This is a genomic window from Legionella sp. km535 (assembly GCF_003990085.1).
In the GTDB taxonomy this organism is placed as follows: Bacteria; Pseudomonadota; Gammaproteobacteria; order Legionellales; family Legionellaceae; genus Legionella; species Legionella moravica.
On sequence record NZ_RZGU01000015.1, the window covers coordinates 1 to 15,617 of the forward strand.

Below are 15,617 nucleotides of genomic sequence, written 5' to 3' on the forward strand. Positions count from 1 at the left end.
CATCTCGAACTCAGAAGTGAAACGAACATGCGCCGATGATAGTGTGAGGTTTCCTCATGCGAAAGTAGGTCATCGCCAGGGTTTTATTCCAGAAAAGCGGCTTTTTAGCCGCTTTTTTTTTATCCATAATTCTTAAAATTAATATCTTCGTACTACTATTGAAACATAGCACCTATCTTTTTTACTGCATCCAAGCAAGCTCAGTTGATATCCACTGATGTGGTATATAGGCTAATTAAGCTATTGAGTAATATAGGGTCATTGTCCATTTGTTGAAATTTCCTTTACACATCTGTTTCCGCATGGTGTTGAAATGCATTTATGCTCTACGCCACAATCGTCATCTTTCGTGCATTGTTCCCAACACGAAGTGCAATTTTCAGGACAATTGCTAACCACTAATTGCCCTGAAGCATAAACCAATGAATTTATGCCACCCAATAGTATGAACACGCTTAAAAGTTGAGGTAGTTTCATTTCATTCTCCTGCTGTATGTACTATTGGGACAAGCAACTATCCCTAGTGTTACTGCAACCTTGAATGCACGGCTGATACTGATCTTTACAGTACGATTCTTCGTTATTGTTCTTAGTGCATTGATTATACTGGTTATTGCAAGAAGACATACAATAGTCATAACGATTGTTGCAGGTTTGTTCATCTGCATAAGAGGTAGCTGTCGCTATACACAGTACAGCGCCGAATAGAGGTAAATATAATCCTTTCATTTTAATGTACTCCATTCCCGTCGGTAATATCTTATTAAAATTCCTGATCTATATTAGTTTAGCAATATTTAAAAAAAATGTTTTTAAAAGATACACAATTTAATGGAAAATCCTGGTTGAGGAGTAAGGCTGGATTTTTAGTCCAGCCTTTTAAATCAATTGTTTAGGTACTTGTCTTTTAAGCGGATATAATGTTGTGCTGAGTATTCAATTTGTTCTATTTCATTGATGGACAATTTCCTGACCGCTTGTACCGGTCTACCTAAATATAAATACCCGCTTTCTAATATTTTGCCTGGCGGTACTAAACTTCCTGCGGCAATAACCACATGTTGTTTAATATGTGCTGCATCCAAAACAATTGTCCCCATTCCAATGAGGCATAGATCGTCTATTGTACAACCATGCAACATTGCGTGATGGCCGATGGTGATGCAATTACCTAAAATTAGTGGTTTGCCACCTGGGGTATAAGGGCCATCATGCGTTACATGAAGTACGGCACCATCCTGAATGTTGCAAGAGTGACCAATTGTAATCGAGTTAACGTCACCACGCAGTACGGCCATAGGCCATACAGAGACATCATCTCCTAAAGTAACATCTCCTATTACTGCAGATTGGGGATCGATGTATACCTGCTTTCCCAATGATGGATTTTTATTATCAAAACTTCGAATTAAATTTGTCATTATTACACCATAGTTACGAATTCTTCAGCACTTGTAGGATGAATGGCTACTGTATTATCAAAATCTTTTTTACAGGCTCCCATCTTTATTGCTACTCCAAAACCTTGGAGCATTTCATCGGCATTATAGCCGATAACATGAAGACCAATGATTTTTTCTTTCTTCCCCAAGGTGACTAATTTCATTGCAGTAGGGGTTTTCGTTTCACTTAATGCATCATACATAGGATTAAATCGTGTTTTATATATTTTTATTTGTTCAGCTCCATACCGCTCTATAGCTGCCTGTTCGCTATAACCGACAGTTCCGACAGGAGGATGGCTGAATACAACAGAGCAAATATTATCATAACTGAGTCTTGCTTTGGGTTGTTGACCAAAAAGTCTGTCCGCAAGTCTTCTTCCCGCAGCTATAGCAACGGGTGTAAGGGCAGGACCATTAGTCACATCTCCAATTGCGTATATTCCTTTTGCCGTAGAATTTTGAAAGCGATCAACTCGTATAAGTCCTTGTTTGTCTGTTTTCACTTTTAATTTATCGAGATTTAAATGATGTGTTCTTGGGGTTCTGCCAACAGCGCAGATAATAACGTCAAGATCATGAATAGTAGAGCCACTTTGACATTGTATGCTTTTTCTTCCATCACTGTGCAGATTGATGCAATGCGCTTTATGATTAGGATGTGCCGTAATCCCTTGTTGCATCATTATTTCATTTAAAGTACTTCCAAGCATGTCATCAAACTTGCTTAAAGGTCTGTCGCCCCTCATTAATAGATGTGTTTCACTACCAAGTGCATTAAGCACTCCTGCCAGTTCAACTCCTATATATCCGCTGCCAATGATCGCTACTTTTTGGGGTTGTTTTGTTAAAGAAAAAAATCCATCTGAATCAATAGCATGTTGAATACCAATAATGTTAGGCAAGGCAGGTTCCCCGCCTGTGGCAATAATAATGTGTTCCGCTTTATATAAGCAGTCATTTACAAGTACGGTATTCTGTTCGTGCAGAACACCTCTGCCGCAGATCCGGGTGATATCAAATTCTTTTAAGCGGTTCGTGTAGTGTCCGCGTAAGCGTTCTATATATTCGTTGCGTTTGGTGATCAGTTTATTCCAGTCAAGTTTTGCTCTAACAGGACTAAATCCATAATCATGAGCTTTGTGTAACGTTTCAAAAATAATCGATGCGTTAAACATTATTTTTTTGGGAACGCAACCTAAGTTGACACAGGTTCCTCCTAACTGAGATTCTTCTATAATAGCTACCTTGGCACCATATTTTGCGGCGCGTACAGCACTGGCAATTCCACCACTTCCACCACCAATCACTATCAGATCAAACTGTTTTTTTGTCATAGTTTACTTAGAGAAAATAAATTAATAGTAGCAGCTACTTCATTCCCTACCAAATTTTTTTGTTTATTTACCGTAACTTGCACAAATATAAAAAACAGCCCACAATTAAAAAATACATCATACAAGCATCGAATGATTATGCATTTAAAATCATTATTCATTATTTTCATGATTATAATCCTTAATAGTTGCGGCAGTAATGAGCATGGGCAATTTGAAGGATATGTAGAGGGTGAGAATATATACCTTGCCTCCCCATTCTATGGTGTATTAATGCATTTGGCAGTACAACGCGGACAAAAAGTTAATAAGGGGCAATTATTATATAGTCTCGATCCTAATCCTCAATTAATGAATATCTCTCAGATTAAAGGCGAATTATCTCAGGCACAAAGTCAGCTCACTGATTTAAAAAAACCAAGAAGGCTTCAGGAAATTGAAGCGATAGAAGCACAAATTGAGCAGACCAATGCTCAAATTACTTTAGCAGATATAAGAGTCTCTCGTTATCAGAAGTTAGTAGATAAACAGGCTTCAGACAAGGATAGTCTTGATGCGGCATTGGCGCATTTGCAACAACAAAAAGAATTAAAAATGCAGTATGAAGCCAATTTGGCATTGGCAAAATTAGGCAGCAGGGAGGATTTAATTGCAGCACAACAAGGTGTTGTGGATTCACTGATTGCTAAAATGAATGTATCTCAATGGGAATTGTCACAGAAAACCATCTATGCACCCGCCGATGGCGTTATTTTCGATACTTATTATCGAACAGGTGAATACGTTGCTGCTCAACAATCTGTATTATCTTTGTTAACACCTGAAAACATCCGAATTGAATTTTTTGTGCCTTTGGAATATCTGGCTCGATTAAAGGTGGGGCAAAACATCAGTTTTGATTGTGAGGGATGTCAAAACACTAATCTTGCAGTAATTAATTACATATCACCGGATGCTGAATTTTTACCCCCATTGGTTTACAGCCGTGATAACAATTCAAAATTAGTATTCAGAGTTAAAGCGCGTATTATGAATCCTACTTCATTTAAACCGGGCCAACCCGTTATGGTGAATTTGTAATGAGCATCCCGGATTCCAACATCATTATTAATGTAAAAGGTCTGCGTAAAAGTTTTGGGCAGAGAGTTGTAGTGGACGATATTGATTTAGAGGTGGATCGAGGCGAAGTATTTGGTTTTCTCGGCCCCAATGGAAGTGGTAAAACGACAACAATACGGATGATATGTGGATTATTAAAAGCAGATGCGGGGCAAGGCACCTGTTTAGGTTTCGATATATTGACTCAGTCAGAGCAGATTAAGGAACGCGTTGGTTATATGACTCAAAAATTCAGTTTATACACTGAATTAACTATTGAAGAAAACCTGAATTTTATCGCACGAGTGTATGGAGTGTCTAATCGAAACAGACGAGTTGCTGATGCTTTGGATAAATTGGGTTTAACCGACAGACGAAAGCAACTGACTGGAGAATTATCTGGTGGATGGAAACAGCGTGTAGCACTTGCTACCTGTTTAATCCATGAACCCGATCTGTTGTTGCTCGATGAACCAACTGCAGGGGTAGATCCTATTGCAAGAAGAGAGTTTTGGGATCAAATTCATTTTTTAAGCCAGGAAGGCATCACTACTTTTGTTTCTACTCATTATATGGATGAAGCAGAGCGTTGCACACGAATCGCTTACTTGGCTTATGGCAAACTTTTAACAACGGGTACAGTATCTGAAGTAATTGATGAAACTCATTTAAAAACATGGGAAATCAAAGGAAGCGTCACTACTACTTTATTACAGCATGCAAAAAAAATCCCTGGAGTGGTTCAATCGGCCCTGTTTGGCAATTTGATTCATGTTTGCGGGTACAATATAGAACTAATTGAAGAAGGTTTACAGAAATTAAGTTCTCAATATTCGATAAAATGGTATTCAATAGAACCAACACTTGAGGATGCATTTATCAGTTTAGTAAATAAATCACCGGAGCCTTTTGTTGACTAGAGCAAGCCTGAATCGCTTGTTAGCGGTTATGATCAAAGAGTTTATACAGATGATTCGCGACAGAGTCACGCTGGGCATGATAGTGGGCATACCCTTAATGCAGTTAATTCTATTTGGCTTTGCTATTAATACAAATCCGCGTAATTTACCTACGGCAGTTGTTAATCCGGATAACACGGCTTTAAGCCGACGCATTCTAACCAGTATGGAAAATTCAACATACTTTTATTTTATCAGTTCGAAAACTGATGAAAAGGAAGCCAGCAGGTTGCTGAAAACCGGTAAAATTCAATTTGTAGTCAGTTTTCCTCCTAATTTTACACGAGACGTAATCCGAGGGTTGCATCCCCCCTTACTTCTCGAGGCAGATGCAACAGATCCTGCAGCAACAAGCCGCGCAGTTTCAGTGTTTACGGAACTGGCCAGTCTTTCATTAAATGAAGATCTCAATGGTTCCCTTTCATCTTTAAAACCAAAATCCCCACCATATCTACCTGAGATTCATGCCAAATATAATCCTTTGGCTATTACAGCCTATAACATCGTTCCAGGACTTTTGGGGGTAGTATTAACCATGACTATGGTTATCGTGACGGCTTTGGTGATCACACGAGAAAATGAGCGTGGAACTATGGAAACTTTACTTTCAACGCCCTTGAGGCCATTAGAGGTTATGGCTGGAAAATTACTTCCTTTCGTATTAGTTGGTTTTATTCAGGTCAGCTTAATTTTATTAATGGCCAAATTTCTGTTTTCCATTCCTATACAAGGCAGTATTCTTTTACTTTTGATCTTTACTTTTCCATTTATTGTTGCAAATTTATCTGTGGGCCTTACTTTCTCAACATTAGCCTCCAACCAGCTTCAGGCTGCTCAAGGGGCCATGTTTTTTTTCCTCCCTTCACTTTTATTGTCTGGATTTATGTTTCCGTTTAGAGGAATGCCTGAATGGGCGCAGTGGGTTGGTAGTGTATTGCCATTATCTCATTATCTGATCATTGTTCGAGGTATCGTGCTAAAGGGGAATGGTTTCGCCGAAGTATGGAGTGAGTTTGTTCCTATACTGCTTTTTACTTTCGTCGTGCTTGTTATTGGATTTAAACGTTATAGGAAAACATTGGACTAACGTTTTGGGGAAGGCGTTTAGGCCTATTTTCAGCAGGTCTATGCCAAAACAACAGGCTCCCGTACCACTGTCCAGTAATACGGGATTTTCTCAACAGGATTTCAACCTCATATTTGCTCGAGCAGCTCTTTTCTTGTCTTTTCATCGACAAAAGCCGCTTCAATCGCCATTTTGGTAATATCATTCATGATCTTGTCGCTGTATTGATATGATTCCTGCACGCGTTGATATTCCTGGGCTAGCGTAGTGCTCATGAATGGTGGATCATCAGAGCTGATGCTTACTTTGATACCCGCATCATACAGTTTTGGAAAGGGGTGGCTGTTCATATCTTTAAATAAACCTAAAAAGATATTGCTGGTAGGGCACACTTCCAATGCGATTCCGCGGTCTTTAACCATAGCCATGGTGTCGGGAGAGTGAATGACATTAACTCCATGCCCTATTCTTTTTATGGGCAGATGTTCCATTGCTTCAACCATTCCTCGAGCGGTATCAAATTCACCCGCATGAACGGTACATTCCAATCCTGCATCAGCGGCGATTTGGTAGGCTCGAGTAAAGAGTTTTGGTGGGAATTTTGCTTCGTCTCCTCCCAATCCAAATCCAGTCACACAGGGAAATTTATCAATGCCAGCCTGCCGTGCGACTCGTTCACAAGCGTCAACTCCAAAATGACGTACGGCGGTGTTTATGATACGTCCAACGATATTAAATTGTTCTTTGGCGTCGTCGATAGCTTGCTGGATGGCTGCAAGATGTTCTTTGGATGGGATTCCGCTAGAGCGTTCAGCATGATCTGGCGAATACATCATTTCTATGTATATGGCGTTATCCAGGGCATTAGATCTGAGATAATCAAAAGTAATGTCATAATAATCTTGTGGGACTTTAATTACTGCAGCTAACGTGTCATAAACTTTGAGAAAATCCAGAAAATCTTTTGATAAATAACTAACGCCATCTGGGGCAATGAGGCCTGAAGGCAGGGTTAATTTATTGCGTCTGGCAAGTTTTACAGCTAATTCGGGTGAAATGGATCCTTCTAAATGTACATGCAATTCCGCTTTTTTTAATTTCATTGCTTAGCCTTTTATCTTTTGAAGAAGCTTAATGGTAACTTAGTTAAAAAAGCGATAAAATAGTTATTATGAATAAAGTTATTTTGGAATTGGTATGACCGAACATGATATAGATAAAGCGTATGTAAGTCCTTATGATAAATTTTTCTTTGAATTTGATGCCACTCATAAGAAATCTGCATCACAAATAAAAGAAATTAAAAAACACGAACGAATCGCATACATGAGAGATAATAAAGATTATAAGGATGATAAAGGCGAGATTTGGGAAGAGTTTTAATATAACACGGCTTTAATCGTCACTGTCGTCATAACTCTATGTTTATGAGGTTTAGTTCTATTGATTGATTTGATACCGCGTACAAAGCCTGACAGAAATCCGAAGTAAGGTTCTTGCTCAAATCCCAACCTACTCTAGCTGTGCCGCTGGCTTTTACGATCTAAGCCAAGGAGATTCGAAGTAGAACAAGCGTCAGGCCTTCGCTCGACAATTCCTTGTAAAGTGCAGTACGTGGGCGCAAAGTGAGGTGATGTGTCGATCTTGGTAGAATGCATCAGCCCGCCGTTGGCGGGCACTGTTGTGCATGATAGTGGGTTCTGCTGTGAGTTTAAGCTACCCCAAAAAGAGATGAAGCAGCTTATACGATATTATGGTCAAAATGGATGCGGCTGGTAAGGTCAAAATCCAGGACATGAAAATATTGCGTATGACAATAAGATTCAATGCGCCAATACCTCTGGCCAAACCCACTCCCAAGACTGCACCTACTAAAGTTTGAGTCGCAGATACAGGAATTCCTGTGCTGGTGGCAACAACTACTGTGGTCGCTGCAGCAAGAGTAGCTGCAAAAGCGCGACTTGGGGTTAATGCTGTAATTGCACTACCTACAGTTTCAATGACCTTTCTACCGTACATTAATAATCCAGCAATGACTCCTGTGCAACCTAGCAGGATGATCCAGGCTGGATAATTGTTGGCATCAAACGCTTGATTTGCATTCATGACGAGGCTGTACACTATAGTTAGCGGGCCTACTGCCAGGGCAACATCATTAGAGCCATGTGCAAAAGCCATAGCACAAGCGGTCATAGCCATTAAAACGGCAAAATATTTCTCAACCTGAATGAAACGTTCTCTGCGTCTTATTTTGGGATTTTCAGGAATGCGCTTGATAAAAATCATACCCGTAATGGTAATGATAATGCTTGTTGCCAGGGTAACTGCTAAATTCTGTTTGAAATTCAAATGAATGTCAAAATGATGCAATCCTTTAAAAACAGTAATAAAGGACAGGATGGAACCGATGAGAAAGAGATAGATGGGAATATAAAGTTTGGCTTTGGTTAACGGGTTTCGTTTGACAAAGATAGTCTGTTGGATGCTGATGAATAGTGCATAGGCTGTAATCCCTGAAATCATGGGAGAAGTAATCCAGCTAATGGCTATTCGAACAACCTGGTTCCAGTGTATGGCATCTGGACCAAGGACCATTGCGCCAAAACCGACCATTGAACCCACTAAAGCATTGGTTATGGATACAGGTACTCCCAGGTAACTGGCCAGGTTCATCCATATGGTACAAGCCATTAATACACCCAACATCCCTTGAATCAGAATTAATGGTTCATTGGATAATTGACTGGTGTTAATGATTCCATCTCTCATGGTTTCAGTAACGCCATTTCCTCCTAAAAACGCACCGGCAAATTCAAAAACTATGGCAATGAGCATGGCTTGACGAACAGTTACCGCCTTTGAGCCCATAGTGGTGCTCATTACGTTGGCTAAATCGTTAGCTCCAACACCCCATGTCATTAAAAAACACAGCACAATAGCTACAAAGAGAAACAAAATTGAATAATCCATCGGAATATACTACCTGGCTATAAGAATTTGAAGTCGACCACCTACTGTCTGGGCATTGTCGGCTAATTCACCAATCCATTGGACTAATTTATAAAGAAACATAATATCTATTGCTGATAAATCCTTTTCCAGCTCGAAGATACGATGACGAATATCAGCAAGTTTTTCATCGCTGTCATGCTCAATTTCATCCAGCTTAAGGATCATTTCCTCAACAATTTTTACTTCACTGCCTCTGAATCCGGTTTCAAGTAATTCATCAAGCTCATTGATTGCTTTACAGGCTTGTTTTGAGGCATCGAGGCAACGATGTAAAAAAGGCATAAATACGGGAACCAGAGCTTCTGGAATGGTCATTTGTCGACTGGTAATTAAACCGGCTATATCTTCTGCTTTGTTGGCAATTTTGTCCTGAGCGCTTAAAAGCTCGAGTAAATCGGTTCGTGACACAGGCAGAAATAGACCGGTAGGAAGATGCAGGCGTAAATCACGTTTGATTAAGTCTGCTTCTTTTTCCAAAGAGATAATTTTTTCTTTGATGTTGTTCGCTGATTTCCAATCCTTTTTTAATACTGCTTCAAAAAATGGGTATAGTTGTTTTGCGCATTGGTGTGCTTTGCGGATGTGTTGCTCAATTGGCCTTATCGGCGATGGCCCAAACATATTAAAAATACTACCCATAATGTTCATATCCCTGAAATCAGATTGAAGCGATTATACCCAAACTTTTGCAGGAACAAAACCACTCATTTTAATCCATTGAAACAACATTGATAGTTCAGTGCTACAATGAACAATAAAGAATGCAATAAAATTGGACCAACAAGGAGTGTTGCCATTATGAATCGATGGTTGATTGTTTTGTTTTTCTTCGCCAGTAATGCCTTTTCCCAATCGATGATAACTAAAGTCATTGAATTGAATTATGTGCCCGCGGACAAAATAATTCAATTAATTCAACCGCTGATACAAACAGAAGATGGGGAAAAAGTAAGCGGTTCAGGGCACACTTTAATTGTGGTAGTCAGTCCCTCCACGTTGACTCAAATCAGAGACGTTTTGCACAAACTCGATGTGCCCCCGGTTACATTCAATATTTCAATATATCAAGGTGATCCTGATTGGCTTAGTCAACAAAATAATAATGATGTGACCTACAGTACCAATCCTCAGTCTGAAGTACAGCGCAGTCAGTCTGTTCAAGTGATGAGTGGGGAATCTGCCTTTGTTTCAACTGGCGAAGAGGTGCCTGTTGTTAGTTCTGTTGGCGTTGGTTTATTTACCGGAATTGAGTACCAGCAGCATAATATTCAAAATGGTTTATTGGTGCAGCCTGTATTACAGGGAAACCAGGTTAAATTGTCTGTTAAACGGGTTAGAGAGCAAGAAAATGCTGCGGGTGGGCAACAATTTGATAATCAGCAGGTTAATACCACCATAATGGCTCCATTAAATAAATGGGTACCTTTGGGTAGTGCTGAAGGCAGCCAGAATAATGATTCCAGTTCTACTTCTTACACTGCAGGAAGGCCATTTTCTCAAAATTCAACATTATATATAAAGGTTTCGATAGTGAACTCCATGCCTGCAGGAGAAGTAAAATAAAGCAGGGCTTACAAAAAAAATCATTTTGTCTCAGGCTTAATATTGTTCATAAATATTGTAGCGGTCAGGAGATGATTATATCGAATAGTGCAGGCGATAGGTACTTACTATTCATTGCGCTTGAATCTGGTGAATTGATGAGATTTATTTGTATTAAACACCAGCGTTCCATTTAAATTCATTTTGACAAAATAATGGTCTTTTTTGGTGTATAATTAAATTGAATACCGACAAACTTTTGGGGGACCTCATGGCAATTATAAGCTCATTAGCGAATCATTTGTTGATTGCCATGCCTTCATTAAATGATCCTAATTTTGAACGAACAGTCATTTATCTTTGTGAGCATCACGAACAAGGATCGGTTGGTTTAATTATTAACAGACCCATGCAGTTTCCTTTGTCCATAGTATTTGAACAATTGCAAATTGAACCCATTAATTTGGAACAAAATCGCATGCCTTTATTATTCGGTGGGCCTGTGCAACCGGAACGGGGATTTGTGATTCATAAACAAATGGGTGGATGGCGTTCCAGCTTGTTTTTGCAGGATGAGGTGACTGTTACTACTTCAAATGATATCATCAGGGCAATAGCCGTAGATAAAGGCCCTAAAGACGTATTGGTCACTTTAGGGTACGCTGGCTGGACTGAAAATCAATTGGAACGAGAAGTAATGGATAATGTTTGGTTAGTGTGTCCTTATAAGTCAGAAATTCTTTATGAAGTTCCTTTTGAAGATCGTTGGGAATATGCAGGATTGACCTTAGGGGTAAAAATGAGTCAACTTAGTTCTGATGCCGGCCATGCCTAGGGGTGTTTATTTGGGGTTTGATTTTGGTTATAAACGCATTGGGGTTGCAGTTGGACAACGATTAACCTGTAGCGCTTCACCTGTATCTACTGTTAGTGCCAAGTCGGGTGTTCCCGATTGGAATAGTGTTCAAAAACTTATAACACAATGGAATCCTGAGGCGTTAATTGTTGGATTGCCTACGTGTATCGATGACAGTGAGTTGTATACAACCTCTGCAGCACGCAGGTTTGCCAAACAATTACGTAAACGTTTTTCCATCCCTGTTCATCTGGTTGATGAACGACTTTCAACAGTAGAAGCAAGAGGACAATTGTTTGAGCAGGGTGGGTATCGTAAACTCAGAAATACAGAAATTGATAGCATCGCCGCTTGTGTCATCCTGGAGCAGTGGTTGCATCATCCAGAATAGCGTGGTTCTTCGTCTTGTTTTACCATGTTCAACGCTGTTTAATAAAATGTCCTTCGAATTCTAGCACTACATCGTGTAGAATTAGCGCATTCAGGCGATTTTAAAACACCAGTTTGGAACGAATTCTAAAGAGGGTTTATGAACCATTTTCTTGAGATTAGTCAATTATCACGCGAAGAAATTGAAGCATTGATACAAAGAGCATTTCATTTTAAGCACCATTCAAGTTATCCATCTTATGCTGATCATACTATGGCCAATTTGTTTTATGAGAACAGTACGAGAACCCGGGTTAGTTTTGAATTGGCGGCACAACGTTTATCAATACCAGTTATTAATATTGATCTGCAGAGTTCATCTGAAAGTAAAGGCGAAATTATTGAGGATACTTTGAACACTTTAGCTGCAATGGGCATACACTATTTTGTTATTCGCCACAAACTCAATGGGCTGCAGCAGAGTTTGGCCGAGCGCCTGGGTAATGCAATTCATATAATTAATGCTGGGGATGGAACACATGCTCATCCCAGTCAGGCTCTATTGGATATAATGACTATCATTGAGCAGAAACCCAACCTGGAACAGTTGAAAATTGCCGTTTTAGGTAATGTCAGGCACTCACGTGTAGCCAATTCCTTTCAAAGTATGTGCAGTATACTGGGAGTTGGTGAATTGGTATTTATTGCTCCGGAACTTTGGCAACCTGAATTGGTACATTATGGGCGTGTAACCAATAATTTGTGTGAAGGCTTGTCTGAGGCAGATGTTGTGATTTGTTTACGAGTGCAACGCGAACGTTTGACTGATAATGATCATCTCGATCTGGATGCCTACAGGAGCAGTTTTGCTTTAACTCAAAATAGTCTCGGCTATGCAAAACCAGATGCCATGGTAATGCACCCAGGGCCGATGAATCGGGGTATCGAAATTGATAGTGATGTTGCCGATGGAAATCAATCGTTTATTTTGCGCCAGGTAACCAATGGTGTTTATTCTCGAATGGCGATTATTGAATCGTTGATTCTTAAATCAAATGGTTAAAATAATTTGGATCTTGATCAGTACCGTTTTTCAAATGAGATATTGATATATGGTATCCCCCCACCAGGTCATCTCTCTCCTTCGCTGTGCTCTGCCTCTTGATCAGAGCATTGGCTAAACCCTTTGGATCAACTCTGTATTAGCATCAGGTGGCTGACGTCGTATAAATATAGGCCGAAATCCCGCGGTGAAGACCGCGGGAATTCGCTATTCTTGGAACCCTTTATTTGGGAGCTTGAAAAGTCTGTTTGTAAGATAAGGCCTGTTGCAGGTAATTTAGACTCACTTTGTTACTTTCATTCATATCTGCTATCGTTCTCGCTACCTTGAGCAGGCGATGATAGCTTCGGGCAGAGAGTTTCAGCTTATTCATGACCTCATTTAAAAAAGAGTGCTCTTTTTCTCCTAACTCACACAACTGCTCGCATTGCTTTGAGCTTAAATTGGCATTAATGCAGTTTTGTCGCATCATTTGTAAGGCCCGAACCTTGATTACTTTTTCCCTGATTAGCTCACTTTGTCTGTCGGGATTGGTATTGGGCTTTATTAACTCATCTGGAGGTAATGCATGCACGGTAATATGCATGTCAATTCGATCCAATAATGGGGCTGATAACTTGGTTAAATAGCGGCTAATTCTATCGGGTGTGCATAAGCAGTTTGCCTGAGTGTTACCCCACTGACCGCATGGGCATGGATTCATAGCTGCGATTAATTGAAATTGGGCAGGAAACTCGGTTTGAGCCGCTGCTCTCGAAATGCAGATAGTGCCCGATTCTAATGGTTCCCTCAGTGTTTCCAGGACATGTCGATTAAACTCAGGTAACTCATCGAGAAATAAAACCCCATGATGCGCCAGGGAAATTTCTCCGGGTTTGGGAGGATTTCCTCCGCCAACCAGAGACATAGGGGAAGCGGTATGATGTGGCGCACGGAATGGTGGCGAACGCCACTCTGCGAAATCGGGGAGTTTTCCTCGAATTGAGTTAATTGCCGCACACTCCAGCGCCTGGGTTTCAGTTAGCTCGGGTAATAAGGTACCAAACCTTTTGGCCAGCATGGTTTTGCCGCTGCCTGGAGCACCGCATAACAAAATGCTGTGTCCACCACATGCAGCAATTTCCATTGCATTTTTTGCATGAAACTGACCTTTGATATCGGACCAGTCCAACTCATGAGTCGATTTCGTGTATTCAGGTCTTGACGGTACGCTTTGTAATGGTGCGTCGTTACAGAGATAATTGCATACCTCCCTTAAATTGTTGGCAGTAAGTACATCCTGATGTCCGGTTAATGAGGCCTCAGGAGCATTGGTCGTAGCAATCACCAGGAATTGATTGTCTTTATGCGCGGCAAGAACAGCAGGTATAATTGCAGATACTCCCCTTAGCTCACCGCTTAAAGCCAACTCGCCGATAAACTCATGATTCATTAATTTATCGGGGGGTATCTGACCTGATGCCGCAAGGATCCCCAACGCAATAGGCAAATCAAAGCCGCTACCCGATTTAGGCAAATCAGCAGGTCCCAAATTTACTGTGATTTTACGACAGGGAAATTCAAATTGGCTGTTTATAATTGCACTTCGCACGCGGTCCTTACTTTCCTTTACTGCTGTTTCAGCTAGTCCTACCATGGTAAAACCAGGTAAACCATTTGAAAGATGTACTTCTACTGATACAGATTGCGCCTGTATGCCAATAGTGCTGCGCGTTTTGGTGAATGCGAGATTCATGATGTCGTTTCCTGTTGTGTTGGACGTTTGGCTGTCTTTATTTCCTGGACAGCTTTATAAATGTAACTTTCAGGTGTCCCTGTATAAAATAAACAACACACTTGAACTTCTGTTTCCTAAGGTATCTAAACCTGTACAGCCAATTGGAGTGTGTCGTTTTTTATTCAGGGGTGTCGGGACTTAGGGTTCCTGATTTTTATTTTTCTGGGTTTTTAATAAATCATCAACTTGCTTTTGCAGTTGTTCCAGTTTTTCCCGGGTACGAGCAAGTACTTTACATTGGACATCAAACTCGTCACGGGTAATTAAATCCATGCGAGTGAAGGTTGCCTGTAAAACTTCTTTAAATTTTTGTTGAATGTCGTTTTCAATATTCTGTAGACTGCTAGGCAGAGTGGCAAAAAGCATTTGAGCCAATTCGTCGAATTGTTTTGTGTTGAACATAGTTGCTCCGTGTTTATTATTGTTAACAGTCTAACAAAACTGCTACTCAAGAACTACACCCGAACCGCCGAGTTTGAAAGAACTTATTAAATTTCACATACTGCATTGGAATAATTATGAAAATGATTACCGCAATCATCAAGCCCTTCAAGCTGGATGATGTACATGAGGCATTAATAGAAATAGGTGTACCAGGAATAACCATTTCTGAAACTCGAGGATTTGGTCGTCAAAAAGGACACACTGAATTGTATCGAGGGGCTGAATATGTAGTCGATTTTCTCCCAAAAATTAAAATTGAATTGGCCGTTCCAGAGAATATGGTCGACGTAGCAATTGAAGCGATATGTAAATCTGCCTATACAGGAAAAATAGGGGACGGTAAAATTTTTGTTTATGAGTTGCAACAGGTGGTGCGGATTAGAACGGGTGAAGTCGGTCGCGACGCCCTTTGAATGCGTTGTCTTTGGCGCATCTTAACAGAAAAGCCTCATAAAAAAATGCTCATGTACCTGATGTACACTGCGCTTTTTTTATGAGGCTTTTCTGTTAACCTGCACTCAAGTCCAACGCATTCAACGCACGAAAGTCGTTGGCTCTTAAAAGCTCCATAAAAAAATGCTCATGTACCTGATGTACACTGCGCTTTTTTTATGGGGCTTTTCTGTTAACCTGCACTCAAATCCAACGCATT

General features: G+C 40.3%; 16 protein-coding genes. 9 read left to right on the forward strand and 7 right to left on the reverse strand.

The genetic code is table 11. From position 1 onward, the window contains the following. Positions 1-884: 884 nt before the first annotated feature. Together ELY21_RS09860 and gorA are read right to left on the reverse strand one after the other, a co-directional pair. Positions 885-1,421, reverse strand: coding sequence for a gamma carbonic anhydrase family protein (locus ELY21_RS09860; protein ID WP_127109074.1), 537 nt, complete (start codon positions 1,419-1,421; stop codon positions 885-887). Positions 1,422-1,423: 2 nt separating this feature from the next. Beyond that, the gene (gorA, locus tag ELY21_RS09865; protein WP_127109076.1) at positions 1,424-2,779 is read right to left on the reverse strand and encodes a glutathione-disulfide reductase; all 1,356 of its coding nucleotides are present in this window, start codon (positions 2,777-2,779) and stop codon (positions 1,424-1,426) included. A 138-nt stretch (positions 2,780-2,917) separates the two neighbouring features. Here gorA and ELY21_RS09870 point away from each other — a divergent pair, with 138 nt between their 5' ends. Genes ELY21_RS09870 through ELY21_RS09880 form a run of 3 tightly spaced genes read left to right on the forward strand, consistent with a single transcriptional unit; the run spans position 2,918 to position 5,923 of the window. After that, positions 2,918-3,859 carry an HlyD family secretion protein gene (locus tag ELY21_RS09870; RefSeq protein WP_158618543.1) on the forward strand — a complete coding sequence of 314 codons (942 nt, stop codon included), beginning with the start codon at positions 2,918-2,920 and terminating at the stop codon, positions 3,857-3,859. Further along, positions 3,859-4,797 (forward strand): ABC transporter ATP-binding protein, encoded by a 939-nt coding sequence (locus ELY21_RS09875; RefSeq protein WP_127109080.1) that lies wholly within the window; start codon positions 3,859-3,861, stop codon positions 4,795-4,797. The genes ELY21_RS09870 and ELY21_RS09875 overlap by 1 nt, the downstream gene beginning before the upstream one ends. Next, positions 4,790-5,923, forward strand: coding sequence for an ABC transporter permease (locus ELY21_RS09880; RefSeq protein ID WP_233588700.1), 1,134 nt, complete (start codon positions 4,790-4,792; stop codon positions 5,921-5,923). Before ELY21_RS09875 ends, ELY21_RS09880 begins: the two co-directional genes overlap by 8 nt. 107 nt (positions 5,924-6,030) lie before the next feature. Here the strand turns inward: ELY21_RS09880 and ELY21_RS09885 are convergent, their stop codons facing one another. Further along, positions 6,031-7,005: an adenosine deaminase gene (locus ELY21_RS09885; RefSeq protein ID WP_127109082.1), complete on the reverse strand. Its 975-nt coding sequence runs from the start codon at positions 7,003-7,005 to the stop codon at positions 6,031-6,033. Positions 7,006-7,099: 94 nt separating this feature from the next. On the opposite strand from ELY21_RS09885, the gene ELY21_RS09890 reads away from it, so the two are divergent. Further along, positions 7,100-7,285, forward strand: a complete 186-nt coding sequence (locus ELY21_RS09890; RefSeq protein ID WP_028383715.1) for a CBU_0585 family protein — start codon at positions 7,100-7,102, stop codon at positions 7,283-7,285. A gap of 333 nt (positions 7,286-7,618) precedes the next feature. On the opposite strand, the gene ELY21_RS09895 is transcribed toward ELY21_RS09890, so the two are convergent. Beyond that, entirely contained in the window at positions 7,619-8,872 is a 1,254-nt protein-coding gene (locus tag ELY21_RS09895) for an inorganic phosphate transporter (RefSeq protein ID WP_127109084.1), read from the reverse strand. A 9-nt stretch (positions 8,873-8,881) separates the two neighbouring features. Beyond that, the gene (locus tag ELY21_RS09900) at positions 8,882-9,553 is read right to left on the reverse strand and encodes a TIGR00153 family protein (RefSeq protein WP_035921549.1); all 672 of its coding nucleotides are present in this window, start codon (positions 9,551-9,553) and stop codon (positions 8,882-8,884) included. A 156-nt stretch (positions 9,554-9,709) separates the two neighbouring features. Between ELY21_RS09900 and ELY21_RS09905 the strand changes: the two genes are divergently transcribed. From ELY21_RS09905 to ELY21_RS09920, 4 genes are all read left to right on the forward strand, one after another. Beyond that, positions 9,710-10,477: a type II/III secretion system protein gene (locus ELY21_RS09905; RefSeq protein WP_127109237.1), complete on the forward strand. Its 768-nt coding sequence runs from the start codon at positions 9,710-9,712 to the stop codon at positions 10,475-10,477. A 250-nt stretch (positions 10,478-10,727) separates the two neighbouring features. Next, complete coding sequence (locus tag ELY21_RS09910; RefSeq protein ID WP_127109086.1) at positions 10,728-11,291, forward strand: YqgE/AlgH family protein; 564 nt, start codon at positions 10,728-10,730, stop codon at positions 11,289-11,291. After that, complete coding sequence (gene ruvX, locus ELY21_RS09915) at positions 11,284-11,703, forward strand: Holliday junction resolvase RuvX (protein ID WP_199741692.1); 420 nt, start codon at positions 11,284-11,286, stop codon at positions 11,701-11,703. The genes ELY21_RS09910 and ruvX overlap by 8 nt, the downstream gene beginning before the upstream one ends. A 138-nt stretch (positions 11,704-11,841) precedes the next feature. After that, complete coding sequence (locus tag ELY21_RS09920; RefSeq protein WP_127109090.1) at positions 11,842-12,744, forward strand: aspartate carbamoyltransferase catalytic subunit; 903 nt, start codon at positions 11,842-11,844, stop codon at positions 12,742-12,744. A gap of 223 nt (positions 12,745-12,967) precedes the next feature. On the opposite strand, the gene ELY21_RS09925 is transcribed toward ELY21_RS09920, so the two are convergent. Both ELY21_RS09925 and ELY21_RS09930 read right to left on the reverse strand, forming a co-directional pair. Further along, positions 12,968-14,479, reverse strand: a complete 1,512-nt coding sequence (locus tag ELY21_RS09925) for a YifB family Mg chelatase-like AAA ATPase (RefSeq protein WP_127109092.1) — start codon at positions 14,477-14,479, stop codon at positions 12,968-12,970. A gap of 180 nt (positions 14,480-14,659) precedes the next feature. Further along, a complete protein-coding gene (locus ELY21_RS09930; protein ID WP_127109094.1) occupies positions 14,660-14,923 on the reverse strand; it encodes an accessory factor UbiK family protein in 264 nt (87 codons plus the stop codon). 116 nt (positions 14,924-15,039) lie between these two features. On the opposite strand from ELY21_RS09930, the gene ELY21_RS09935 reads away from it, so the two are divergent. Continuing rightward, positions 15,040-15,378: a P-II family nitrogen regulator gene (locus ELY21_RS09935; protein WP_127109096.1), complete on the forward strand. Its 339-nt coding sequence runs from the start codon at positions 15,040-15,042 to the stop codon at positions 15,376-15,378. Positions 15,379-15,617: the final 239 nt, after the last annotated feature.